The sequence below is a fragment of the Polynucleobacter kasalickyi genome (assembly GCF_900176405.1).
In the GTDB taxonomy this organism is placed as follows: domain Bacteria; phylum Pseudomonadota; class Gammaproteobacteria; order Burkholderiales; family Burkholderiaceae; genus Polynucleobacter; species Polynucleobacter kasalickyi.
Genome location: NZ_FWXJ01000003.1, coordinates 48,257 through 73,885, shown reverse-complemented (window position 1 = coordinate 73,885; position 25,629 = coordinate 48,257). Strand labels below are relative to the sequence as shown.

Below are 25,629 nucleotides of genomic sequence, written 5' to 3'. Positions count from 1 at the left end.
ACCTAGTTTGCTTTGTACCATTGACTGCTAAAGTACTTGTGCTTTAAAAAACGGAAGGCTACCAAACAAATAGCTGACATCGGAAAGGCCAACAAAATTCCTAAAAAGCCAAATAATTTACCGAATACCATTAATGCAAAAAGAACGGCAACAGGATGTAAGCCGATGCGCTCACCCACTAGGCGAGGTGTTAAATAAAATCCCTCTAAGACTTGTCCAAGGGAAAATAAAACTAGCACCAATAAGATTTCATTGCCACTACCAAACTGCAATAGTGCCGCTAATAAAGATAAGCAAAGACTTATCATAAAGCCCACATAAGGAATGAAGGCGACCAACCCAGTAAAGGTACCCAAAGCAAAGGCACTTTTTACCCCAATTAAATAAAGTCCTAAGCTGTATGTAACAGATAGCACTAACATGACGAGAACTTGCCCACGCAAATATTGAGAGAGGAGAGAGTCCACTTCAATAGCAAGAGGGAAAATCGTGGCTTGCAGTTTTTTAGGGATTGCATTGCCAATTTTTCCGAAAAAATGATTCCAGTCTAAAAGAAGATAAAACAGGACAAAAAGGGCGAGAACACTATTTGCAAAAAAACCTAAAATCGAACTAGATGACTTGAGTATTGTCGTAATTGACTTGGTAACTACGGTATTGGCGTTATCTGACAGTTGTGTTGTTATTTGTGCGGTAGCCTGGTCTTGAATGTCTTTCCAATCCAATTCAATATCAAAAGTGGCTAATTTAGGGGTTAGCCATAGTTTGAGGTTTTCAATCCATTGTGGAAATTGTTGTCTAATTTGGGGTATTTCGTGCTGTAACAGGTTTAACAGTAGCAAAATAATGAAAGTTGCGGCAATAATTCCAATAAAAACAGCAACTAAAGCAGCTAATCCCTCTGGAATTTTGGCCATAGCTAAGCGCACCTTTAAAGGCTCTAAAATATAGGCAAATATAAAAGCAGCCAAAAAAGGCATCAAAATTTCGGACATTAACATTACCTTCCATTAGAATCACTACATTCTACTGAGTACTTAGGAATTTTATGACAAATCCATCAAATTTAAATTTAAATGCAACCCAAGGTCTTTCCTATAAAGATGCTGGGGTTGATATTGATGCTGGCGATGCTTTAATTGAGAGAATTAAGCCCCTTGCAAAAAAAACCATGAGAGAGGGCGTGCTCGCAGGAATTGGAGGTTTTGGGGCGTTATTTGAAATTCCTAAGCGATATCAGGAACCGGTTTTAGTGTCTGGTACTGATGGAGTGGGAACTAAATTAAAGTTAGCCTTCGAATGGCAATCGCACGATACAGTTGGCCAAGATTTAGTAGCGATGAGCGTGAATGATATTTTGGTGCAAGGTGCGGAGTCATTATTTTTCCTTGATTATTTTGCTTGTGGCAAGCTTTCTGTCGATGTTGCGACGAGAGTTGTTGGCGGTATTGCGACGGGTTGTGAAATTGCCGGTTGTGCTTTGATTGGCGGTGAAACTGCTGAAATGCCAGGCATGTATCCTGATGGTGAATATGACTTGGCCGGATTTGCGGTCGGAGTTGTCGAGAAGTCGAAGATTATCACTGGTAAACAAATTCAACCCGGCGATAAGATTATTGGTGTGGCCTCAAGTGGCGCCCATTCAAATGGTTATTCGCTAATTCGTAAGATTATTGAGAGAACCAACGCGAAGCCAGGGGATGCCTTTGATGGTAAGACCTTGGGTGAAGTCATTATGCAACCTACGCAAATTTACGTAAAACCAGTTTTAGAGCTTTTAAAAAGCGTCAGTATTAAAGGGATGGCGCATATTACTGGCGGTGGATTGGTTGAGAATATTCCACGTGTCTTGCCTGAAAATGTCCAAGCAGTACTTTATCGAGATGCTTGGCAAATGCCGGCATTGTTCAAATGGTTGCAACAAGGTGGTGGCGTGGCAGATGAAGAAATGCACCGTGTTTTTAACTGTGGCATTGGTTTAGCCGTAGTAGTCAGTGCCGATCATCTTGATCAAGCGCTAAGCTTTCTAAATCAGGCAGGTTTAACTTCTTGGTCGATTGGTGATATCGTCGAGAGACCAACCGATGCCCATCAAACCATCGTTATATAGATTGGTTGGGAAACAAATAGTCTAAGCAATCTTTTGTGGCTTGATTGATTGCTTGGATACTTTCAGCATTAACAAGATATCTACTAGGCATCGCTCTTAACCACGTTAATTGACGTTTTCCTAACTGCCGAGTTGCCGCGGTGCCAGCCTGCACAAACTGCTCAAAGCTAATTTCATTAGCGAAGTATTCCAAGGCTTGCCGATATCCTACCGACCTCATGGAGGGTAATTCGGGGTGCATTTGTGGCAATTGCATTAATGACTCTACCTCTTTTAGGAATCCGCTCTCAAGCATGATCTTGAAGCGTTGACTGATTCGCTCATGAAGCCAAGCACGATCATTTGGTTCAAATGAAACTAGTAGGTGGGGAAATTTTCCGTCGTCTCTCGATTCACTGTAGGGAGATTGGGAAATTAACTCAGACATTGGGACACCAGTCATTTCAAAAACTTCCAAGGCGCGCCCAATTCTTTGCGTGTCGCCAACCGGTAACCTATCGGCTGTGATCGGGTCTACAGCGTGTAATGCCTCATGCATCGCAGGCCAACCAATTTGGGCAGCTCTCGCTTCAATCAGATTTCGAATCTCTGGGGTACTCGCCGGTAATTGACTGAGCCCTTGAATTAATGCCCGCCAATATAACATTGTCCCACCCACAATCACTGGTTGAGCGCCTCGACCACGAATCTCTTCAACCCATCTACTAACATCTTTTGCAAACATGGCTGCAGAATAGGATTCCCAAGGTTCTAAAATGTTAATGCCGTGGTGGGGAACGGTTTGTTGATCTTCCACACTTGGCTTGGCAGTGCCAATATCCATGCCTCGATAAATCAGGGCTGAATCCATACTAATGATTTCAATAGCGTGACCGAGCTCTTTTGCTTGCCGAGCTAAATTCATTGAAAAAGAACTTTTGCCGCTAGCTGTTGGCCCAACAATGGCAAGTAAATTAGTTAAAGGATGAGATTCCATCCTCATTTACCTCGTAAAAATAACTTATCTAAGTCATTAATACTTAATTGAATCCAAGTAGGCCTGCCATGATTACACTGATCTGCCCTATCGGTATTTTCCATTTCTCGAAGAAGCGCATTCATCTCTGGAATCGATAAGATTCGATGAGCTCGAACAGCACTATGACATGCTTTTGAGGCCAATCGCTCATGTTTGGCAGCTTCGATCACTTGACCAGAGCCAATCTCCTTTAAATCCTCAATTAAACCCTTCATCAGTAACCCAGGTTCTGACTTACTTAGTAATGCTGGCAAACTACGTATGCTAATTTGCTCAGGCCCAATAGGGCTTACATCAAAACCTAAATCATTTAATAGCGACTGATTTTCAGTCACGGCAGCCATTTCAATTTGGCTAATATTTAAAACGATTGGTACGAGTAGATGTTGAATGGCTACCTGACCACCTAAATCTTTTTTAAACTGCTCATATAAGACACGCTCATGAGCGGCATGCATATCGACTAAAACAAGCCCAGACCGATTCTGGGCAAGGATATAAATCCCCGCTAATTGAGCAATGGCGTTACCCAGTGGAAACTCATCGTCTGAGGAGGATAAATTTTCTGATGGCGTGATTGCTTGATGAGGCTGTGTAAAGCTAGGCTCTGTAACACTCTGTAAAGCCTGATTCGGAATAGAGAATAATTGCCGCATCGAATCCTTGACGGAAATGGACATTTGCAAAGGATGCGACTGAGATAAATTCTTAAATGTATAGGGAGTACTGACGGGTTGTAGTGGACTCAATGCATGAATGCTTGAGGCTTGAAAAGTGGTTAATGATTCAGAGTCATCTGTGTCCCTTGACTGGCCCGCACCATGTGCCAAACGATCTTTGACTGTGTGATATATGAACTGATGTACAGCTCGGCTATCTCTAAAACGCACCTCAATTTTGGCGGGGTGAACATTCACATCCACTAATTCAGGCAAAATATTTAAACAAAGAACTAAGATTGGTTGCCGATCACCATGCAATACATCTTGATAGGCACTCCGAATTGCATGATTTATCAGCTTATCTTTGACAAAGCGTTGATTAACAAAAATAAACTGTTGATCGGCCCTCGCTCTACTTGCCGTTGGGGCGCCGATGAAACCACTCAAGGAAATAATCTCAGAAGATGCGTCAACCGCTAGTTGGGCAGCTTGAAACTCTGCACCAAGAATTTCGTTTGCTCTTGTCTCGAGGGAGCCAATTAACCATCGATATAAAGGCTTACCGTTATGCCACACTGCAAAGCCGATTTGAGGGTTAGCCAAAGCGACCCGTTTGATTGCTTCTACACAATGCCCAAGTTCAGTGGCGGTCGACTTTAGAAATTTTCTGCGGGCTGGAGTGTTGTAGAAAAGATCTTCCACATCAATGCGGCATCCTTGTGCCCCAGCCGCAGGCATTATTTCATGGCTTGGGTGGGTTAATTTCCACGCGTGATCATCCGCTATTGTTTTGGTAGTAATACTTAATTTCGATACAGAGGCAATCGATGCCAATGCCTCCCCACGAAAACCCATCGTAAGTACCGACTCCAAATCCTCTAAGCTAGCAATTTTACTAGTCGCATGGCGTTTGACAGCTAGCGCTAATTCCTTAGGGGGGATACCTTGACCATCATCAGAAATCACAATCCGTTGACAACCACCTTCTTCTAAACGTATTTCGATGGCAAGAGCTCCTGCGTCAACTGAGTTTTCTAGTAACTCCTTGACGACCGCACTGGGACGCTCAATGACCTCACCTGCGGCGATCTGACTGATTAGCTTATCGGAAAGTTCTTCTATAGGTTTTCTGTCCATGAGGTCATTTTCTCATGAATACGAAGAATTAATACTTAAATGTTATTATCTAGCGGTGGAACAATTAATCTCAATCTTTCAAACAATTATGCATATCGGCGATCATATCGGCGATTACGGTAATTGGACCTACGGCATCCTCAGCGGCATTATTTTTGCGGAAACAGGATTTGTTATTTTCCCTTTTTTACCCGGAGATACCCTACTATTTACAGCTGGCGCCTTCTGTGCATCAGGACAATTAAGTATTGTGATTTTGAATGCGTTAATTATCATTTCAGCTACCGCTGGTAATACTGTAAATTATTGGGTCGGTCAGTATTTAGTAAAAAAAATAGAAATTTCCAGTATTCGGTGGATTGATCAAAAAGCATTAATGCGTACGCATGGTTTTTTTGAAAAGCATGGTGGAAAGACCATTGTTCTTGCCCGATTTTTACCAATCATCCGGTCGTTTGCACCATTTGTGGCAGGCATATCTAATATGTCTTTCGCAAAATTCCAGTTATTTAATATTTCGGGCGCATGTCTCTGGAGCCTTAGCTTAACTATTTGCGGATACTTTTTTGGTAATTTGCCTGGTATCCGTGACAATTTAGACTTAATTGTTGTTATCGGTGTTGGCGTGGCAGTAGTGCCGCTATCCATCGCTGGAGTCCTGAAAATTCTAAAATCAATCTTTAGTAAAAAAGTCAAAGCCTAACAGTCAATTGAACCGTTAGGTTTGCAGGGATCAGTGAAGCTTTAGATTTTTTTCGATCTCAGCAAGTTGTTCTCTAATTTGGGGGGCATCTTTTGCTTCAGGGACGGTTTGGATATATTTCGATAAATCAGCAATGGCTGGTCTGAGATATTCAAGTTGAGCAAACGCTAATCCACGATCTCTAATTTCTTCAATTTCATTGGGTAAAAGAATAGCAAGTCGTTGTTGAATACTTAATAATCTTTCCCAGCGATCTTCATGGCTATAAATAGCTTTTAAGTTCCGTAAAAATCTGGATAAGATCTCACGTGGTCCTGAACTTCGCAGAAAAAGACTTAAAGGTAAGCTCAATTCGTCCCGATAACCTTGCGCGTCCAAATAGGGGTCCAACATGGCCTGTAATTCATTTTTGGATAATGAAGATCCAGTTGTTGGATCCATTACAACCTCTCCTTGAGGCAAAGAAATACGAACAAGGAAATGATTGGGAAATGAAATCCCTTTAATGTTAAGACCAATTTGTCCACCGAGTTCAATAATCACTATAGCCAAAGAAATTGGAATACCTCGGCGACTCTTGAGAATACTATGAACGTAAGAGTTTTCTGGATCGTAGTAATCATTTGTATTTAACCCGAATCCCATTTCAGTAAAAAAGAAATGCTTAAGGTGTTGTAACTTTTGTAAATGACTTGTTTCTGGGGTAAATCGTTGTTGAAGCTTCACCGACATTGTGTCGATCTCATCCATTACTGCTTGTACATCTAAATCAGGAAAAGCATGTTGTCCGACAGAAATCGCAGCTTCAGTGAGGGGGAAATGAGCATCCTCTGCAACTAAAGTCGAGAAATAATCTAAGTGAGTTGTTGGCATAAAAATTAGTGGGAGTGTCTTAAAAATTCTTTGAACTTGAAACCTATTATCCATAGAGTCAGAAAATACACAAGAATTGCACCAGAACCCCAAGCCATCATTAGTAAAATTCTTGTCAGTGGGCTAACCTGTAGCTCAATCCAGTTATGATAATTGGCGCCAAAATGTAACACAACACCAAACATCCCAACACCCAGGACTATGCGAGCAAAAAACTTTAACCATTGTTGCTCACCAAAGCGCATTACACCACGTCGATAAAGGCCCACCCATAAAAGAGCTGCATTGATACAGGCACCGATACCAATGGAGAGAGCGAGCCCTGTATGTTGTAGATAGGGTACTAATATGTAATTTGATAACTGGGTCATTGCTAGGACGAACAAACCAATTTTTACTGGGGTTTTAATATCTTGCCTGGCGTAGAAACCTGGCGCTAATACTTTAACTAGAATTAATCCTATTAAGCCGACACCGTAAGCTTGAAGCGCTACCGTAGTCATTGCGACATCATGACTACTAAATTTCCCATAGTGATAAAGTGATGTTGCTAGGGGTTCGCCAAAAACAAATAAAGCAATGGCAGCTGGACTAGCAATCAAAAAAGTTAAACGAATCCCCCAATTGACTAATTTGCCGGCCAATTCATAATTAGCCGCTGCATTGGCTTTACTTAAACTTGGTAAAAGAACTGTTCCAACAGCTACACCTAATAGTGCGGTTGGGAATTCCATTAATCGATCTGCATAGGAAAGCCATGAAACGCTTCCAGTGGCAAGATGAGAAGCTATATTTGTATTGATAATCAGTGATATTTGACTCACGGAAACTGCAAATACTGCCGGACCCATCAATTTCAAGATTCTTTTTGCATCGGAGTCACGCATTGCGGATTTAATCGTACTGTAGGTGATGCCAATTTTAGGCAACATGCCAAGTTTGAGTAAAAATGGAATTTGTAAGACGAGTTGAAGAAAACCTCCAATCATGACACCGATGGCAAGTCCATAAATCGGAGTGGAGAGTTTAGGGGCTAAAAACAAAGCACCGCAAATCATGCCCAAATTCAGTAATACAGGTGTAAAAGCTGGAACCATAAAACGTTTATTGGTATTTAGGATCCCTGCTGCAAGCGAAACCATGGAGATAAAACCAATGTAAGGGAACATGATCCTAGTCAAAATGACGCTTAATTCAAAGGTTTCTTGATTTTTAAACCCAGAAGCAACGAATAAAACCAAAAAAGGAGTAAATACTACCCCTAGGATAACGACTAACAATAAGGCCCAAAACAATAAGGTAGAAACGACATTGATGAGCTGCTTACTTTTTTCTGGTCCAAACTTGGTGTTAGTTTCACTCAAAATGGGTACGAAGGCCTGGGAAAATGCCCCCTCTGCAAACAGCCTTCTGAGTAAGTTAGGTAACCGAAAAGCAACATTAAAGGCGTCAGTCATTTCCGACGCCCCAAAGGCCCTTGCGATGAGGGTTTCCCTGACGAGTCCCAAAATTCGAGATAACATCGTCATACTGCTTACTTTTGCGGCGGAGGTTAAGAGATTCACGAGTTATTTTCCCTTTAATTAAAGAGAGTAGTCAAATACTATTTATTAATATATAATTGTGGATTACAAGTTTTCAGCAAATATTTTAATTAATTTCGCGAGAAAACCAATAAATTAGCAAGTTTTTGAATTTATCAATACTTATACAAGATTTTTTGAAGAGAAATAACTATGGCAAATACAGCTCAAGCTCGTAAGCGTGCACGTCAAGCAGTAAAAACAAATGCTCACAATTCAAGCTTACGTTCACGTTTAAGAACAGCAATCAAATCAGTTCGCAAAGCAGTAGATGCTGGCGATAAAGATACTGCAGCTAAAGTATTTTTAGCAGCTCAATCTACGATTGATAAAATTGCAGACAAGAAAATTATTCACAAAAATACTGCAGCTCGTCAAAAGTCACGTTTATCTGCTGCCATTAAATCAATGGCTGTAGCTGGTTAATCTGATAAAGATACACTGTTAAAGTCCGCAAATAGTCCGCAGATGCGGACTTTTTAATTTTAATGGGCTTTTCGCAGTTAAGAGTTTTAGTGGTTATTTTGCAGGAATTTCGCACATTTCTGTCATGACAAGTTCGTTATCTTTTGCAAAGTTAAGAACAAAGTCCAAAGCTCTTGGATCAATATCCCGTAGCCTTTCATCGACAACGACGCACTTGATATTGGTAATCATTTCAGGGTAAACGTAAGGCGAGTAGGTATATTTAGGGTCACCATAGTCGGTAGAAAGTCTGAACCTCGCCATGACCCCACACAAGCGGTCGGCCCAGTCGCTAGGTCTAAAAGTTTTACCATGAATAGTTACACCATGAATTAAATAATGTTTAGTTGTCACGGAATTTTTAGCTTTTCAAGATTTTAGATATTAAGGTTTAATCGAAGTATAGTTTTCAAATTAGAATAAGTAATGAATTTAGGGTTATTCTTAAAAAATTCTGGGTAAATATACGATTGAATACAATAGACTTTTGGATACAAAAATGAATACATCACCTAACAACTCATACCCTCAGAATTCATTACCTCTGCGACATTACCTTCAATTTTCCGATTTAGATGCAAGCGAATATGAATACATTTTAAATCGTTCGAAAGTTTTAAAGGATAAGTTCAAAGCCTACGAAACATGGCATCCCTTACATGATAGAACACTTGCCATGATTTTTGAAAAGCATTCCACAAGGACTAGGTTGTCTTTTGAAGCAGGTATGCACCAGTTAGGTGGGCATGCTGTGTATTTGAATACACGTGATACCCAATTGGGACGTGGCGAGCCTGTTGAAGATGCTGCCCAAGTAATTTCAAGAATGACGGATATTATTATGATCCGTACCTTTGGCCAAGAAATTTTAGAACGATTTGCCGCTAATTCCAGAGTCCCAGTGATTAATGGCTTGACGAATGAATACCATCCTTGCCAAGTATTGGCAGATATTTTTACTTTTCATGAAGCAAGAGGCTCAATTCAAGGTAAAAAGGTTGCTTGGATTGGGGACGCAAATAATATGGCATACACTTGGATACAGGCTGCTGCTATTTTAGGATTTGACGTACATTTTTCAGGTCCTATAGGATACGAAATCGACACAACTAGGTTGAGTGATTTAGAGAAAAAACACTTAAAACAATTTAGCAATCCCAAAGATGCCTGTGTTGATGTGCACTTGGTAACCACTGATGTATGGACAAGCATGGGGTATGAGCAGGAAAATAGTGCCCGTTTGACAGCTTTTGAAAAGTGGATGGTAGATGAAGAAAAAATGTCGGTAGCAAAACCGGATGCGTTATTTATGCATTGTTTGCCAGCGCATCGTGGGGAAGAAGTTGCGGCATCGGTCATTGATGGGCCGCAAAGTATTGTCTGGGAGGAAGCCGAGAACCGTTTACATGTTCAAAAGGCTTTAATGGAATTTTTATTGTGTGGAAAATTAAACTAATTGGTAAATAAGATGGATGATATTAAAAAAGTTGTACTTGCATATTCAGGTGGATTGGATACCAGCGTAATCCTTAAGTGGTTACAAGACACATATCAATGTGAGATTGTTACTTTTACTGCTGATCTCGGTCAAGGTGAAGAGTTAGAACCTGCTCGTGCTAAAGCAATTAAATTTGGCATTAAACCTGAAAACATTTTTATTGATGATTTGCGGGATGAGTTTGTGCGAGATTTTGTGCTCCCCATGTTTCGTGCCAATACAGTTTATGAAGGTGAGTACCTACTAGGAACTTCTATCGCCCGGCCATTAATTGCGAAAAGACAAATTGAAATCGCCCGTATGACGGGTGCCAATGCCGTATCTCATGGTGCAACAGGTAAAGGAAATGATCAAGTTCGATTTGAGTTAGGCTACTATGCCCTAGAGCCTGGCATTAAGGTGATTGCCCCTTGGCGTGAATGGGATCTTTTATCTAGGGAAAAACTTTTAGCCTACGCTGAAAAACATGAGATTCCTGTTGAAATGAAGCATAAGCAAGGTGGTGCACCTTATTCGATGGATGCTAACCTATTGCACATCAGTTTTGAAGGCCGTCATCTTGAAAACCCAAATGCTGTAGCTGAAGAGTCCATGTGGCGTTGGACAGTTTCACCAGAAAACGCACCAGATCAAGCGGAGTTTATTGATATTGAGTTTTCAAAAGGTGATCCAGTTGCAATCAACGGTGTGGCTTTGGGACCCAAGGAAATGCTAGCTCAATTAAATACATTGGGTGGTAAGCATGGTATCGGTCGTTTAGATTTGGTTGAAAACCGTTTCGTTGGTATGAAGAGTCGTGGTTGCTACGAAACTCCTGGCGGCACAATACTTTTAAAAGCGCATCGTGGCATTGAAAGTATTACCTTGGATCGTGAAGTAGCCCATTTGAAAGATGATTTAATGCCTCGCTATGCAAGTCTGATTTATAACGGCTACTGGTGGGCTCCAGAAAGAATTGCATTACAGACATTAATTGATCATACGCAATTGATGGTGAATGGTTTTGTGAGATTAAAACTCTACAAAGGATCCGTATCCGTAGTGTCAAGAGACTCTGTCAATACCTTATTTGATATGAATATTGCTACTTTTGATGATGATGGTGGCGCTTATAACCAAGCGGATGCAGGTGGCTTTATTAAATTAAATGCACTAAGAATGCGTATCGCGGAAATCGCTAGACGTAAAAGATTGAAATAAGAGAATAGGAACTAAAAATGCATTTTGAACAAGTAACAGTTGGAAAAAAAGCGAATGTCTTTTTTGATGGAAAGTGTGTTTCACATACAGTAACCTTGGCAGACGGTACTAGAAAATCAGTTGGCGTAATCCTACCAAGTACTTTACGTTTTGATTTAAGTACTAAAGAAGTTATGGAAGTAGTCGATGGAACCGCATTTGTCAGTATTAACGGCGGAACAGAACAGGCGTATGGCCCAACTACTAGTTGGGAAGTTGAGGCAGGCGGATATTTCACGATTCGTGCTGAAGAGCCAGTACATTATGTCTGTCATTTCGGTTAAATCTCAAAAATATTCAAGACATAAGCAGTTTTAAATAGTATTAGGGGCTCTGATAGAGCCCCTAATACTATGCACAAATCATAAAAGTCAGCAGTTACTGTAACTTCGGTAATCCGGTGATAACTGTGCCTGGTGTAAATTTTCTACTGCCAAACCAGTCACTATTCATTTCAAGAGCAAACCTTGTTGGTCGAGTTGGACAATGGTTCTCTTCCGTTTGGGGCAACATCTCTTCAATATTGATGATTTTTCCATCATCCTCTAAAAAAGCAATCGAAAGTGGTATCAAAGTGTTTTTCATCCAAAAACAATGACCAGCTTTGTCATTGAAAATAAATAACATCCCTGAATTAGTCGCCAACTCTTTTCGATACATCAGTCCTAGTTGTTGAGATGCAGGTGTGGAAGCAACCTCCGCCTGAATTACTGTTTTGCCAATTTTTAATTCAATGACGGGAAGGGGGGCTGAAATAGCCTGAGATTGAATCAACCACAAGCCAAAGAGCGAGAAAAATAACTTCAATTGATGGATAGTAGAAAGCATTTTTTATTTTTGTGAGTATGAAAGGATTAGACCATCTAATAATGTAAAAAAGAATTCCTAAAACTAGTAAAAACAACAGGAAAAGGTATTGTAATATTACGTTATTAACTTAACGTTTAGTGAAGATTTTTTGTTGGTAATTGGGATCATTCTTATCGACTTTATATATTAATAGGTGTCATTTGCAATTAAAGTACGTATTTTCTAAAAGTTATTATAGAAAACCTTGGTGAATTTTCCCCAGGGTTTTTTTACTAGAAACAAACCATTAAAAAATCGGTATTTTTATTGTTGTTCATTAATTTTGAATAAATGAATTAAAAAATATGTTATTTTTGATAAAACACTCATTTAGTAATCTGAAAATAACTAGCAAATTGATAAATGAGTAGAATTGAAGTATGAATACGAAATTGAGTAAAAAAATAATTTATGCGGCATCGCCAAAGAGACCTTTTGGCGACGATCAACGTTCCGTCGTTATGGATCGTGAGGCACAAAAAGTAGAGCCACCCTCCTTATATCGAGTGGTTTTATTAAATGATGACTTTACCCCAATGGAATTTGTTGTGATGGTTATTCAAGAGTACTTTCATAAAGATCAAGAAACCGCTACACGGATTATGTTGCAGGTGCATATGGAGGGTAAAGGTGTTTGTGGTGTGTATACCCATGATGTAGCAGCAACAAAAGTAGATCAAGTCGTTGAAATTTCCCGGAAATCGGGTCACCCTTTGCAGTGCATGATGGAGGAAGTATGATTGCCCAAGAACTAGAAGTAAGTTTGCATATGGCGTTTGTAGATGCTAGAGCTGCAAGGCATGAGTTTATTACAGTGGAGCACTTGTTATGCGCCTTGTTGGATAATGCAACGGCAGTTGAAGTCCTGAAAGCCTGTGCTGTACATGTTGGGGATTTACGGGCGCTCCTTAAAAACTTTATTAATGACAACACGCCAATCGTACCCGGTGCCGACGAAGTTGATACCCAGCCTACTTTAGGTTTTCAGCGTGTCATTCAACGGGCGATTATGCATGTGCAATCGACCTCCAGTGGCAAAAAGGAAGTGACAGGCGCAAACGTACTAGTAGCTATTTTTGGTGAAAAAGATTCGCATGCTGTTTATTACCTACAACAACAGGGGATTACGCGTTTAGATGTCGTCAATTTTATTAGTCACGGCATTCGTAAAGATCAAACAGAGCCTGCGAAGCAAGAGCACCCGAGTGATACCGAAGAATCTGCAGCTGGCAATGGCAAAGATAGCCCCTTAGAACAGTTTACGCAAAATTTGAATGCACTTGCACGTCAAGGGAAAATTGATCCTTTAATTGGGCGCGAACACGAAGTTGAACGCGTCATCCAAATACTTTGCCGCAGAAGGAAAAACAATCCTTTGTTAGTTGGTGAAGCTGGAGTTGGTAAGACCGCGATTGCTGAGGGTTTGGCTTGGAGAATTACACAGAATGATGTGCCCGACATCCTAAAGGAAGCTACCGTCTACTCTCTAGATATGGGAGCCTTATTGGCAGGAACAAAATATCGTGGTGACTTTGAACAGCGTTTAAAAGGTGTTTTGAAGTCGTTGAAGGATAACCCCCATGGAATTTTGTTCATTGATGAAATTCATACCATGATAGGTGCTGGGGCTGCATCGGGTGGTACTTTAGATGCCAGTAATTTATTAAAACCATCTTTATCTAGCGGTCAACTAAAGTGTATTGGCGCAACAACTTTTACAGAGTATCGCGGTATCTTTGAAAAAGATGCAGCGTTATCACGACGTTTTCAAAAGGTCGATGTCGTAGAGCCAACGATTGATCAAACGGTTCAAATCTTACGCGGTCTTAAATCTCGTTTTGAAGAGCACCATGGTGTGAAATATTCTCAGAGCGCTCTGAGTGCTGCAGCTGAACTGTCAGCTAGATACATTAATGATCGTCAACTCCCAGATAAGGCGATTGACGTGATTGATGAGGCGGGAGCTGCGCAAAGAATCCTACCAAAATCGAAGCAAAAGAAAACGATTAGTCGGGTTGAGATTGAAGATATTGTTTCTAAAATTGCGCGCATCCCTCCACAGTCAGTGAGTGTGGATGATCGCAGCAAATTGCAAACTTTAGATCGCGATTTGAAGAGTGTGGTTTTCGGTCAAGATCCTGCCATTGAAGCCTTAGCTTCATCCATTAAGATGGCTCGTGCTGGTCTTGGTAGTTTGGATAAGCCAATTGGTTCTTTCTTGTTTTCAGGACCAACTGGTGTGGGTAAAACTGAAGTAGCGAAGCAGTTAGCGTTCATTATGGGCGTAGAACTATTACGTTTTGACATGTCTGAATATATGGAGCGCCATGCAGTCAGTCGATTGATTGGTGCCCCTCCAGGCTATGTTGGCTTTGATCAAGGTGGTTTATTAACAGAAGCAGTGAATAAAAAGCCTCATTGCGTGTTGTTACTTGATGAAATTGAAAAAGCACATCCTGATATCTTTAACATTTTGTTACAAGTGATGGATCACGGCACTCTAACAGATAACAATGGGCGTAAAGCGGACTTTAGAAATGTCATCATCATTATGACAACCAACGCTGGTGCTGAAACGATGAATAAATCAACCATTGGCTTTACGAATCCGCGTGAAGCGGGTGATGAAATGATTGATATCAAGCGGATGTTTACGCCTGAATTTAGAAACCGTTTGGATGCCATCGTTTCATTTAAAGCGCTTGATAAGTCAATTATTCTCAGAGTAGTTGATAAATTCCTCATGCAACTTGAAGAGCAATTGCACGAAAAGAAAGTGGATGCCACCTTCTCAACTGCATTACGTGAATACTTGTCTAGGAAAGGTTTTGATCCCCTCATGGGCGCAAGACCAATGCAGCGTCTGATTCAGGATACCGTTCGTAAAGCCTTGGCCGATGAACTCTTGTTTGGACGCTTAGTGCAAGGTGGAACTGTAACGGTTGATATTGATGACAAGGAAGTAGTGCAACTCGATATTCGTGCATCTAGTAGCAAAGGTAAAGTAACGACTCCAGAGATTACAGAAGAAAATTAATTTGAGTTGAAAATCCTTTTGTTGGTGGTTCGATTCCGCCCCGAGCCATCAAGAAACACCAAAACCACCTTCAATCTGGTGGTTTTTTGATTTTGTTGAGTACTTCTAAAGTATTTTATGGTTAGTTAACTTTTGTTCTAGCACTTGCATCTTGTGTAGAGTGTCAACCTGAGAGGTATTAAAATTGATCAGCACCAAAGAAGTTTTCAACAGGCTTTGTAAACCATGCAATATGATTTGAAAAGAAAATAACTATTCTTCTTTTTTGAGAAGTGGATTTTTTTGCAAAATACTTTTTGCTAGGTAATGTGAGCCATCAATATTTAAATGATTGAAGTCTCTATATAAGATCGTTTTATCTTTAACCATTGAACACTCGTCATCAGAGCAAAAATCCTCTAAAGTATTAATGATGTGCATGTTGTTTGTAGCAGCGGCAACCCTTTTTAGAATATCTGTGTAATAGTTAAATGCAAGCTTCTCGTTACAGACTTGCTCTGTTTTTGGCCATCTGATGCTGACACATTTTTTAGGGTCGAACGAAAAGACTGGCACATCGTTTGTTATAAAGAGTGTTTTACCACTTTTAGAAATCATATTGGTTGTTGCTAGTAACTTTTGCTCAAATATCTCTGGCGTTTTTTCTCTGCCAATTTTGCCATTCCAATTTAAAGCCAAGATGATTTGTTTGATTGAATGATTATTCAACACATAGTCATAGATTTTTTTAAATTGATCATTGTCTACAAATGGAGATTCAGGCTTTACATAAAAAACAATATTTTTATTTGGTAAAGCCTCAGCTAGCCCTATAAAAAGATGCTCTGCATGGCTATCTCCAATCAATGCAAGGTGAATGGGGCCATTAGGTTTAGATTGATAGCACCTCACTTTTATGCTAAGTGCCTCTTGATATAAGTATTCAGGTGTGCATTTGTAGAAATTGCTAGAAAGATAATTATCAAATGGGGGGTGACCTATTTCACCTTTGAAAGTCTGCAGTGATGGCTCTTGTTTGAAAAAGACAAGTCCATTTTTCATGAAAGTATAGGCGCCAATCGATCCCATAAGTACCATTGTTATACATAAGGCGAGAACCTTATTTTTCGGGTACTTTCCAAAGCGAAGGGGCTTTTCAATCAATTTATAGGTGAGCCATGACAAAATTAAGGCAATGAATAAAGCCTTAGATCGCACATGAACATCTGGAAACCTACCTTCTAGGATTGAGGCAAATGAAATTAATGGCCAATGCCATAAATACAGTGGATAGCTGATTAAACCTACCCACACCATGATTCGGTTTGAGAGAATGTATTTATTGATGAAACGATCTTGATTGGATGCTATTACTAATAAAGAACCAAATACTGGAAAAATAGCCAACCAACCAGGAAATGTCATCGTCTCATCAATTTGGTATGCGGAGATGCCAATCATGGTTACGCCAATCAGTGATAACCAATTATTCTTCTCGAATTGCTTGCCCTGTAGTTTTGACCACGCAAGTATTGCCCCACATTGAAGCTCCCAAAAACGGGTTAGTGGAGAATAAAATGCTGCAATTGGGTCAATTTTTGAATAGATGATGTTCGCAATAAACGAAATTACTGTTATAAAGATTGTGAATCGCAAGAAGCTTTCTTTCTTCTTTGCGACAAAGTACAGAAATATCGGCCAAAACAGATAAAATTGCTCCTCAACACCCAAACTCCAAAGATGTAACAGAGGTTTATTGATGGCTAAACTGTCAAAGTAACCGCTTTCATTCCAATAGAGTAAGTTTGATATGAATCCTGCTCCCCCAGCTATATTTTTCCCAAGTTGCTTCAATTCATCTGGGAGCAAAATACACCAACCAACAATAAAGCAAGTAATAATCACGGTGAGTAATGCAGGAAAAATTCGCCTTATTCTTCTTTCATAAAACTCTAAAATACTAAAAGTTTCCGACTGCAAATGTTGATACAGCAATGAAGAAATAAGGTATCCAGATATCACAAAAAAGATATCGACTCCAATAAACCCACCTCTTATTTTTTCAGGATAGGCATGAAACGTAATCACTAAAAGAACAGCAATTGCACGCAGTCCATCAATATCAGGTCTATAACCTAAGGCATTTTTATTTTCTGATTGAATAGGCAGTCTCAAGATGAAGTTGGTTGTTTTATCAAAATTAGCGGCTATTTTCGGCGAAAAGACCTCTTAGCTCAAGGACTGAATCTTCCCATTAGCTTCTTGATCAATTAATTGGGCATTTATCGCGGCGTCTTCCTTCGATAGGAGTCCACCTTCCCATTTAGCTACCACAGCTGAGGCGATGGAGTTACCGACAGCATTGGTTGCAGAACGTCCCATATCTAAGAAGGTATCAACCCCTAGAATCATCAATAAACCAGCCTCAGGAATACCAAATTGATTGAGTGTTGCTGCAATCACAACTAATGATGCTCTGGGTACTCCAGCCATTCCTTTAGAGGTCAGCATGAGTACTAGTAACATCGTTATTTGCGTAGCAATCGGGATGTGCATGCCATACGCTTGAGCGATAAATAATGTCGCAAAGGTACAGTACATCATTGAACCATCTAAATTGAATGAATATCCCAAAGGCATTACAAAGCTGGATATTTTACGATTAACCCCGAAACGATCTAGGGCGTCTAAAATTTTGGGATACGCAGCTTCTGAACTAGCGGTAGCAAAAGAAATCAAAAAAGCTTCCTTGATATTCAGAAGTAAATCCTTGATTCTCGGACCTAAGAAAATAAAGCCTGCCAAAATCAAAACAAGCCAAAGACAAATCAGTGCCACATAAAAATCAATCATAAAAACTGCAAAGTCAGCCAAAATACCTAAGCCATTCACAGCAACGGTTGAAACCATTGCTGCAAAGACAGCGATGGGCGCAAATTTCATGACATAGGTTGTGATTTTCAGCATGACATGGGACAACTCATCAATACTCTTGATGAGTGTTTTCATTTTGTCGCCCAATGAAGCCATCGCAACACCAAAGAAAATTGAGAACACTACGATCTGCAGAATTTCGTTCTTAGCCATCGCATCAACAAAAGATGATGGGATTAGATGTTTAACAAAGTCATGAAAGGTAAATTCAGAGGTAGCCAAATTAGCACTTAAATGCGAGTCAGGAAGAGGGAAGTTTAAATTCGCACCTGGTTGCATCAAATTAGAAAAAATTAAACCTAATACGAGAGACATTAGTGATGCAGATAAAAACCATGCAAGAGCTTTAAAAAATACTCTACCAATAGCTGCCGCATCCCCCATATGGGCAATTCCCACCACCAGGGTAGAAAATACGAGTGGCGCAATAATCATTTTGATGAGAGTTAAAAAAACCTCAGAAAGAATAGAAAAATTTGCAGCTAGTACTTTAATTCGATCTGGATCTTCAACGTGGGTATTAATGAAATAACCCACGGCAATCCCCAATACCATACAAAGCAATATCCAAGCAGTTGATGAAACTTTTCTCATATCTCGCACCTGTCTCTAATTATTGATGAATAGCTTTTTTAGCTTACTTTGAATTATTTTTTACCGGTACTGCCAAACCCTCCATCACCCCGGTCACTCGTTTCAAATTCCTCTACAACATCCCATGCAACCTGAACTACTGGAACAATCACAAGCTGTGCCAGTCTTTCCATGGGTTCTAACTTAAAGGCCTGTTGACCTCGATTCCAGGTACTGACCATTAATTGGCCCTGATAGTCCGAGTCAATTAAACCTACTAAGTTACCTAAAACAATTCCATGTTTATGACCAAGACCTGAACGTGGCAAGATTAATGCGCAATATCCTGGGTCAGCCACATAAATTGATAATCCTGTTGGTACAAGAATCGTCTGTCCAGGCTCAATGACTACAGCCTCGTCCAGACAAGCACGTAAGTCGAGTCCAGCACTTCCCTGGGTAGCATAGGCCGGCAACATGTCACGCATGCGTTCATCCAGAATTTTTACTTGTAATTTTTGCATCTTTTTATCCTAATTGATTCATATGAAATGATGGGGATATAAAAAACTTCCTAATTGAAGGAAGTTTAGGGTCGAAGACGTTTTGCCAGCTCTGCGACAATCACTCTGGCGATAGCTAGTTTATTCGTTTCTTCTACAGGAAAGATTCCCAGCTCATCGATAATGCTGACCTGATTACTGTCTTGTCCAAAAGTGCTTGGCCCATGATTAGCAATGAGCATAGGGATATTTTTTTTAATTCTTTTTTGTTGAGCATACGCTTCAATATTTTCTGATTCAGCCGCAAATCCCACACAAAAAGGTCTTTGATTTATTGACGACTGGGCGATGGTAGCCAAAATATCGGGGTTTAACTCAAACTCAAGAATAGGAGAACTTTGCTCTGACGTCTTTTTAATTTTCTGGGCTTGTCTATTTTTAATCGTCCAATCAGCTACTGCTGCCACACTAAAGAAAACATCACATGGTGAATTTGCCACAACGTGCATCATCTCTTTAGCAGTTTGGACGTTGGTACGATTGACTTTGCCAGTAAATTCCAGTGGCGTTGGAAGTGAAACGGGACCACTTACTAAATGTACTTCTGCGCCTGATTCTAAAGCTGCTTTGGCAATAGCAAAGCCCATTTTGCCTGAACTTAAATTCGTCACGCCACGAACAGGATCAATTGGTTCATAGGTCGGACCGGCCGTGATAAGAACCCTGAGGCCTTTTAGAAGCTTCGGTTGAAAAAAGGCAATCACTCCATCTAAAATTTCAAAAGGTTCGAGCATGCGACCCATACCGACTTCACCACAAGCTTGTGCGCCACTAGCGGGACCTAAAAGAGTGACCCCGTCCTTTACTAAGCGTTCAACACTTCTTTGTGTAGCTGCGTGCTCCCACATTTGTCGATTCATTGCTGGGACCATGACTAAAGGGCAGTCTTTAATCGCGCCATCCACCTCATGCCCTCTCGCTAAACAGAGAGTCGATAATAGGTCATCTGCCAATCCTAAGGAGTGCTTTGCCATAAAGTCAGCACTAGCGGGAGCGATTAATATCAAATCAGCATCTCTGGATAATTCGATATGTGGCATACCGTTTGAGATCCTGTTATCCCATTGACTGATATAAACTGGCAGGCCACTCACTGCTTGCAGAGTCGTTGGCGTCACAAATTGAGTTGCTGATTGGGTCATCACAACTTGAACCGTTGCACCTTCTTTGATCAAAGCTCGAACAAGTTCTGGTGTTTTATAGGCGGCAATACCGCCTGTGATACCTAATAAAATCTTTTTCTGATAAAGAGAGAATTGATTAGTGGTATCGAGCATGTTTACCTTTGTTTGATGACTCTTCTTAACTCATCAAGAATTAATAAGAAGGTTCCTAAAGTGATTGCACTATCTGCCAAGTTAAATGCTGGCCAATGGTAATGACGATAGTAAATATCGATAAAGTCGACTACGGCGCCATGGGTAAAACGATCAATGAGATTACCAACAGCTCCACCAAGTATCATTGAAATGGAAAAGCAAAACATGGTTTGCTTCCCATGACGAAATAATAACCAAATCATCACCGCAGTAGCAATGAGACCGATGCCAATAAAAAACCATTTCTGCCATGCAGCGCCATCAGCTAAGAAAGAGAAAGCTGCACCAGGATTGAAGACCAATACCCAATTAAAAAAATCATTGAATCGTACACTCCCATGTAAAGGGAGTGTTTTGAGTACTATTAACTTACTAAGTTGATCTAGGATGATGACCACGATGGAAAGTCCCAGCCATCGTTGAAAGGGCTTATTCTGACTCGACTGAAAACCTTTTTTTGCCATTTTTATCCTAAAATTCCATCAATGGAATCGCTTGATTACTTTTATTGAAATTAAGCAAACAAGCGTTTCTCGCCTTGTCCAAATAAATTAGTATCACATCGACCGCAAAGGGTAGGATGCTCTTTATTTTGACCAACGTCAATTCGGTAGTGCCAGCAACGTTCGCATTTTTGATGTTGGGAAGCCCTTACTGCGACAGATAGTGGTGTGCCAATCTCATCATGCTCTTGAACATTCGCTGCTGAGGTAATCATTACGAACTTTAAATCATCCTGAAGAGAGTTCAAGGTTTTTGCAAGATGAACCGGAGCAGAAATATCAATTTCCGCCTGTAAGGAAGAACCTACTTTACCTGCCGTTCTTTCTAATTCAATTGACTTCGTTACCTCTTGTCGAATTTCACGAATCAGTTGCCATTTAGCAAGCAACTCTGCTGAGTTATTAGGGGTCGTCAATGTTTGATAGACCTCTGTAAAAATAGTAGAGTCTCTGTCTTTGCTTGGATGAAAGACTTGCCATGCCTCCTCAGCGGTAAAGGACAGAATCGGGGCCATCCAGCGTAATAAAGAGCCTGTGATTTGGTTGAGAACTGTTTGCGCAGATCTTCTGGCGATAGAATCAGGCGCGGAGGTGTACAGACGGTCTTTCAAAATATCTAAGTAAAAACCACCCAAATCTTCGGAGCAATAAGACAGTAATCTGGTGATGACATGATGGAAGTCATAGCTTAGAAAACTTGCCACAATCTCCTCTTGCACTTGTGCATTCAGACTCAACATATACTGATCGATTTCAAGTAAGTTTTCCATCTGAATAGCATCACGACTTTGTTCAAAGTCACTTAAATTTGCCAAGAGAAAACGTAAGGTATTACGAATACGTCGGTAACTTTCAACCACACGTTTAAGAATTTCATCGGAGATGGTCATCTCACCAGAGTAATCTGTTGAGGCTGTCCATAAGCGAATAATTTCCGCGCCCATCTTGTTGGCCACATCTTGAGGAACAATGACATTGCCTAATGACTTACTCATTTTTCGGCCTTGTCCATCAACTGTAAAACCATGCGTCAAAAGCGCTTTGTAGGGAGGCTTACCGTCTAACATCGTGCCGGTTAATAACGAAGAATGAAACCAACCGCGATGTTGATCTGATCCTTCTAAATAGAGATCTGCGAAACGACTTTCAGGATTTGATTGCTCTGGATCAGCAAAAGTTTGTGCATGAGAGCCTCTTAAAACATGCCAGTGCGTAGTCCCAGAATCAAACCAAACATCGAGGGTATCTTTGTTTTTTTCATAGAGTTGAGCGTCTTGACCCAAAAACTCTTCAGGCTGAACCATTTGCCAAGCTTCGATACCTTTTTTCTCAATCAGTTGAGCAATTTTCTCCATGTGCAGTGCCGTATCAGGATGTAATTCTCCAGTTTCCTTATGCACAAAAAATGCCATTGGTACACCCCACTGACGTTGACGCGACAAGGTCCAATCAGGACGATTTGCAATCATACTGTGCAGACGTTGCTTACCCCAAGCCGGATAAAAATTCGTAGCTTCAATACCAGCAAGAGCCGCTTCCCGAAGTGACTTACCGTGATCTAGCGGCTGTTTATCCATGCTGGCAAACCATTGAGAGGTTGCACGATAGATGATCGGCGTCTTATGGCGCCAACAGTGCATGTAAGAGTGCCCAAACTGATATACGTGTAGGAGTGAGCCAGATTCTTTTAAAGCCTCAACGATGAGGGGATTTGCTTTCCAAATGAATTGACCACCAAAGAGTGGGAGGGTGGACGCGTAAACTCCGTTACCCATGACAGGGTTGATGATATCTTTATCGACCATACCATTGGATTTGCAGGATTTAAAATCCTCATCACCATAAGCTGGAGCACAGTGAACGATGCCAGTACCACTTTCAGTTGTGACGTAATCAGCGCAATAAACAGGAGCAGTTCGCTGGTAACCCTGATCACTATTAAATAGTGGGTGCTTGAAACGCAATGTGGTAAGAGCATTTCCTTTACAAAGTCCCAAAACTTGCCCAGTAAGACCATAAGTCTCTAAACACGCGGTAACTCGATCTTTGGCTAGGATTAAGAGTTGTGATGGGGTATCAACGAGAGCATATTCAATCTCAGGATGAACATTGAGGGCCTGATTGGATGGAATCGTCCATGGTGTTGTTGTCCAAATAACAATGGCACCCTTTTTTTCTGGTAATTTGGATAAACCAAAAATAGTGGCAATTTCCGAACGTAATTCTGGAACAAACTCAAAGCCTACGTCGATTGCAGGGTCTGTTTTATCTTGATACTCTACTTCCGCTTCGGCTAAAGCAGAGCCACAGTCAAAACACCAATTGACAGGTTTTAAGCCACGAAAAACATAACCCTTTTCCATGATTTTAGCCAGTGCACGTAATTCATTCGCTTCATTGACATAATCCATTGTGAGATAGGGATGATCCCAATCTCCAAGCACGCCAAGGCGCTTAAAATCCTCTTTTTGAGAGGCAATTTGTTCTGTTGCGTAAGCTCTAGCCTTCGCTTGAACTTCTGCCGTAGCAAGATTTTTGCCGAATTTTTTCTCAATTTGAATTTCGATGGGCATACCATGGCAATCCCAACCTGGTACATAAATGGCATCAAAATCCATCAGAGTTCTACTCTTAACAATCATGTCTTTCAAAATCTTATTGACTGCATGACCAATGTGAATATTGCCATTTGCATAAGGAGGGCCATCATGCAGAATAAACTTGGTTTTACCTGCTCTGGCCTGACGAATCAGTTGGTAAATCTTTTTTTCCTGCCATTCTTGAATCCACTTGGGTTCTCTCTTAGGCAGGTCGCCACGCATAGGAAATTCGGTGTCAAGTAAATTGACTGGGTATTGGTTTTCAGACATTTAAATATTCTTAAAGTAATTAATTGCAGCTAGAGCATCCGCTTGAATTGCTTCTTGCAATGCTTCTAAATTGGGGTACTTTGCTTCATCTCGCAATTTCTCTATCAATTCTACTTTGATTAACTTCCCGTAGACAGATTCATTAAAATTAAAAATGTGCGTTTCTAAGAGAACTCGGCCCTGATCTTCAACGGTTGGTCGAACACCTAAGCTGGCAACAGCTGGCAGAGGATTTTCATGTAAGCCATGGACTCTTGCAATAAAAATACCCGTAGTAGCAGGGGGTGTTTTGTGCTTCTCTTTGGAAATCGCTAAATTGAGCGTTGGGAAGCCGATAGTCCTACCGAGTTTTTTGCCGTGTTGTACGTGTCCTGTAAATGCGTATGGTCGGCCCAATAATTTTCTAGCACTAGCTAAATCCCCATTCTTTAAAGCAGTTCTAATGGCAGTACTTGATATTCTAGAATTTTCATGGTCTAGTACTGAACTGACAGAATGTACTTCAAAACCATGAACTTTTCCCGCGGCACTAAGGGTTTCGAAATTACCCTGTCTTTTGGCGCCGTAATGAAAATCGTCACCGATCACAATGTATTTTGCATTCAGACCTTGGATGAGGATTTTCTCTACAAATTCATCTGCAGTGATTTTCGCAAAATTTGCGTTAAAGTGTTCAACCACCACGCTATCGATCCCGCAGTCCTTTAATGCTGAAAGTTTATCTCGTAGACTATAAATTCTTGCTGGAGCATTGTCTGGGGTAAAGAATTCTTTAGGATGGGGGTCAAACGTTAACACACAGGTTTTCAGGTCATTTTGTGCTGCGTAGTCACTCAAGCGACTGAGCAATGCTTGATGACCCTGGTGCACACCATCAAAATTACCAATGGTCAAAGCACATGGGGGATGAATAAGGGAAGAGGGGGTTCCACGGATTACTTTCACAATTGCTACTAATTATATTAGAAACCTGTGAACCAATCGATTTTGTAAGCTATTTTGCGCTTGAACTTTTTGAAATGTGGCGTAGTAAAATTCTTCATTAAATCAGAATGTGTGAGTAAAAAAGAATTGAAAAATATAGTCATTCTCATCTCCGGCAAGGGATCGAATCTAAAAGTAATCCTTGAAGCCCAACGGGAACAGGGTTGGGATGCTCGGGTTACTCGGGTATTTTGTAACCGAGTGGATGCTCCAGGGCTTGCAATCGCCGAATCTTTTGGGGTGCCAGTAACCCTTTTAAATCACCAAGACTTTGCTACTAGAGATGCATTTGACCAATCTTTATTATCAGAAATTCAAAGCGAACAGCCGGATCTTGTTGTTTTAGCAGGTTTTATGCGTATTTTAAGTCGAGAGTTTGTGGACTACTTTGCTGGGCGCTTAATCAATATCCATCCATCCTTATTACCTAGTTTTCCAGGTTTAAACACCCACCAAGCAGCGTTAAAAGCAGGAGTCAAGTGGCATGGTGCGACGGTGCATTTTGTCACTTCAGAGCTTGATGTCGGCCCAATTATTGCTCAGGGTGTTGTTCCTGTTCACAATTATGACAATCCTCACTTATTATCCGAGCGTGTCCAAGCAATAGAACATATAATCTACCCTAAAGCAATTGAATGGTTTTTAAAGGATCAAATTTTTCTGCAAGATGGTATTGTCAGTGTGATCCCACCACAATCTCAATTTTTTTACTAGACGAATGCGTCTTTAA

Annotated in this window: 23 protein-coding genes; 9 read left to right on the top strand and 14 right to left on the bottom strand. The window is 40.6% G+C overall.

Annotated elements, in window-relative coordinates; all coding sequences use genetic code 11:
• Positions 1–2 precede the first annotated feature (2 nt).
• Positions 3–995: an AI-2E family transporter gene (locus B8983_RS03755; protein ID WP_084282961.1), complete on the bottom strand. Its 993-nt coding sequence runs from the start codon at positions 993–995 to the stop codon at positions 3–5.
• Positions 996–1,048: 53 nt separating this feature from the next.
• Between B8983_RS03755 and purM the strand changes: the two genes are divergently transcribed.
• Entirely contained in the window at positions 1,049–2,110 is a 1,062-nt protein-coding gene (gene purM / locus B8983_RS03750) for a phosphoribosylformylglycinamidine cyclo-ligase (protein ID WP_084282792.1), read from the top strand.
• Here purM and miaA read toward each other — a convergent pair.
• Together miaA and mutL are read right to left on the bottom strand one after the other, a co-directional pair.
• On the bottom strand, positions 2,103–3,086 hold the full coding sequence (miaA, locus tag B8983_RS03745; RefSeq protein ID WP_084282791.1) for a tRNA (adenosine(37)-N6)-dimethylallyltransferase MiaA: 984 nt from the start codon (positions 3,084–3,086) through the stop codon (positions 2,103–2,105). The two genes, purM and miaA, sit on opposite strands and share 8 nt — an antisense overlap.
• A gap of 2 nt (positions 3,087–3,088) precedes the next feature.
• Positions 3,089–4,927: a DNA mismatch repair endonuclease MutL gene (gene mutL / locus B8983_RS03740; RefSeq protein WP_084282790.1), complete on the bottom strand. Its 1,839-nt coding sequence runs from the start codon at positions 4,925–4,927 to the stop codon at positions 3,089–3,091.
• Here mutL and B8983_RS03735 point away from each other — a divergent pair.
• On the top strand, positions 4,926–5,630 hold the full coding sequence (locus tag B8983_RS03735) for a VTT domain-containing protein (protein ID WP_084282789.1): 705 nt from the start codon (positions 4,926–4,928) through the stop codon (positions 5,628–5,630). The two genes, mutL and B8983_RS03735, sit on opposite strands and share 2 nt — an antisense overlap.
• A gap of 30 nt (positions 5,631–5,660) precedes the next feature.
• Here the strand turns inward: B8983_RS03735 and B8983_RS03730 are convergent, their stop codons facing one another.
• Both B8983_RS03730 and murJ read right to left on the bottom strand, forming a co-directional pair.
• Complete coding sequence (locus B8983_RS03730) at positions 5,661–6,503, bottom strand: SirB1 family protein (protein WP_084282960.1); 843 nt, start codon at positions 6,501–6,503, stop codon at positions 5,661–5,663.
• A 5-nt stretch (positions 6,504–6,508) separates the two neighbouring features.
• Positions 6,509–8,068 carry a murein biosynthesis integral membrane protein MurJ gene (gene murJ, locus B8983_RS03725; protein WP_084282788.1) on the bottom strand — a complete coding sequence of 520 codons (1,560 nt, stop codon included), beginning with the start codon at positions 8,066–8,068 and terminating at the stop codon, positions 6,509–6,511.
• Between the two features lie 171 nt (positions 8,069–8,239).
• Between murJ and rpsT the strand changes: the two genes are divergently transcribed.
• Positions 8,240–8,512 carry a 30S ribosomal protein S20 gene (gene rpsT, locus B8983_RS03720; RefSeq protein ID WP_084282787.1) on the top strand — a complete coding sequence of 91 codons (273 nt, stop codon included), beginning with the start codon at positions 8,240–8,242 and terminating at the stop codon, positions 8,510–8,512.
• Positions 8,513–8,605: 93 nt separating this feature from the next.
• On the opposite strand, the gene B8983_RS03715 is transcribed toward rpsT, so the two are convergent.
• The gene (locus tag B8983_RS03715; protein WP_084282786.1) at positions 8,606–8,905 is read right to left on the bottom strand and encodes a DUF3579 domain-containing protein; all 300 of its coding nucleotides are present in this window, start codon (positions 8,903–8,905) and stop codon (positions 8,606–8,608) included.
• Positions 8,906–9,050: 145 nt separating this feature from the next.
• Between B8983_RS03715 and argF the strand changes: the two genes are divergently transcribed.
• The 3 genes from argF to ppnP are packed head-to-tail and all read left to right on the top strand — an operon-like array spanning position 9,051 to position 11,572.
• A complete protein-coding gene (argF, locus tag B8983_RS03710) occupies positions 9,051–10,007 on the top strand; it encodes an ornithine carbamoyltransferase (protein ID WP_084282785.1) in 957 nt (318 codons plus the stop codon).
• Between the two features lie 12 nt (positions 10,008–10,019).
• Complete coding sequence (locus B8983_RS03705) at positions 10,020–11,249, top strand: argininosuccinate synthase (protein WP_084282784.1); 1,230 nt, start codon at positions 10,020–10,022, stop codon at positions 11,247–11,249.
• A 17-nt stretch (positions 11,250–11,266) separates the two neighbouring features.
• Positions 11,267–11,572: a pyrimidine/purine nucleoside phosphorylase gene (gene ppnP, locus B8983_RS03700; protein WP_084282783.1), complete on the top strand. Its 306-nt coding sequence runs from the start codon at positions 11,267–11,269 to the stop codon at positions 11,570–11,572.
• A 94-nt stretch (positions 11,573–11,666) separates the two neighbouring features.
• Here ppnP and B8983_RS03695 read toward each other — a convergent pair whose 3' ends face one another.
• Positions 11,667–12,116 (bottom strand): DUF192 domain-containing protein, encoded by a 450-nt coding sequence (locus B8983_RS03695; RefSeq protein ID WP_084282782.1) that lies wholly within the window; start codon positions 12,114–12,116, stop codon positions 11,667–11,669.
• A 401-nt stretch (positions 12,117–12,517) separates the two neighbouring features.
• On the opposite strand from B8983_RS03695, the gene clpS reads away from it, so the two are divergent.
• A complete protein-coding gene (gene clpS, locus B8983_RS03690) occupies positions 12,518–12,877 on the top strand; it encodes an ATP-dependent Clp protease adapter ClpS (protein WP_084282781.1) in 360 nt (119 codons plus the stop codon).
• Positions 12,874–15,174 (top strand): ATP-dependent Clp protease ATP-binding subunit ClpA, encoded by a 2,301-nt coding sequence (gene clpA / locus B8983_RS03685; protein WP_084282780.1) that lies wholly within the window; start codon positions 12,874–12,876, stop codon positions 15,172–15,174. Before clpS ends, clpA begins: the two co-directional genes overlap by 4 nt.
• A gap of 252 nt (positions 15,175–15,426) precedes the next feature.
• On the opposite strand, the gene B8983_RS03680 is transcribed toward clpA, so the two are convergent.
• From B8983_RS03680 to B8983_RS03650, 7 genes are all read right to left on the bottom strand, one after another.
• Positions 15,427–17,328, bottom strand: coding sequence for an acyltransferase family protein (locus B8983_RS03680; protein ID WP_159460800.1), 1,902 nt, complete (start codon positions 17,326–17,328; stop codon positions 15,427–15,429).
• A 54-nt stretch (positions 17,329–17,382) separates the two neighbouring features.
• Positions 17,383–18,681 (bottom strand): dicarboxylate/amino acid:cation symporter, encoded by a 1,299-nt coding sequence (locus B8983_RS03675; protein WP_084282778.1) that lies wholly within the window; start codon positions 18,679–18,681, stop codon positions 17,383–17,385.
• 53 nt (positions 18,682–18,734) lie between these two features.
• Positions 18,735–19,184 carry a dUTP diphosphatase gene (gene dut, locus B8983_RS03670; RefSeq protein WP_084282777.1) on the bottom strand — a complete coding sequence of 150 codons (450 nt, stop codon included), beginning with the start codon at positions 19,182–19,184 and terminating at the stop codon, positions 18,735–18,737.
• A gap of 65 nt (positions 19,185–19,249) precedes the next feature.
• On the bottom strand, positions 19,250–20,500 hold the full coding sequence (gene coaBC, locus B8983_RS03665; RefSeq protein WP_084282776.1) for a bifunctional phosphopantothenoylcysteine decarboxylase/phosphopantothenate--cysteine ligase CoaBC: 1,251 nt from the start codon (positions 20,498–20,500) through the stop codon (positions 19,250–19,252).
• 2 nt (positions 20,501–20,502) lie between these two features.
• Positions 20,503–21,006: a signal peptidase II gene (gene lspA / locus B8983_RS03660; RefSeq protein ID WP_084282775.1), complete on the bottom strand. Its 504-nt coding sequence runs from the start codon at positions 21,004–21,006 to the stop codon at positions 20,503–20,505.
• A 50-nt stretch (positions 21,007–21,056) separates the two neighbouring features.
• Positions 21,057–23,915: an isoleucine--tRNA ligase gene (ileS, locus tag B8983_RS03655; RefSeq protein ID WP_084282774.1), complete on the bottom strand. Its 2,859-nt coding sequence runs from the start codon at positions 23,913–23,915 to the stop codon at positions 21,057–21,059.
• A complete protein-coding gene (locus B8983_RS03650; RefSeq protein ID WP_084282773.1) occupies positions 23,916–24,860 on the bottom strand; it encodes a bifunctional riboflavin kinase/FAD synthetase in 945 nt (314 codons plus the stop codon).
• 126 nt (positions 24,861–24,986) lie between these two features.
• Between B8983_RS03650 and purN the strand changes: the two genes are divergently transcribed.
• Positions 24,987–25,613: a phosphoribosylglycinamide formyltransferase gene (gene purN, locus B8983_RS03645; protein WP_084282959.1), complete on the top strand. Its 627-nt coding sequence runs from the start codon at positions 24,987–24,989 to the stop codon at positions 25,611–25,613.
• Positions 25,614–25,629: the final 16 nt, after the last annotated feature.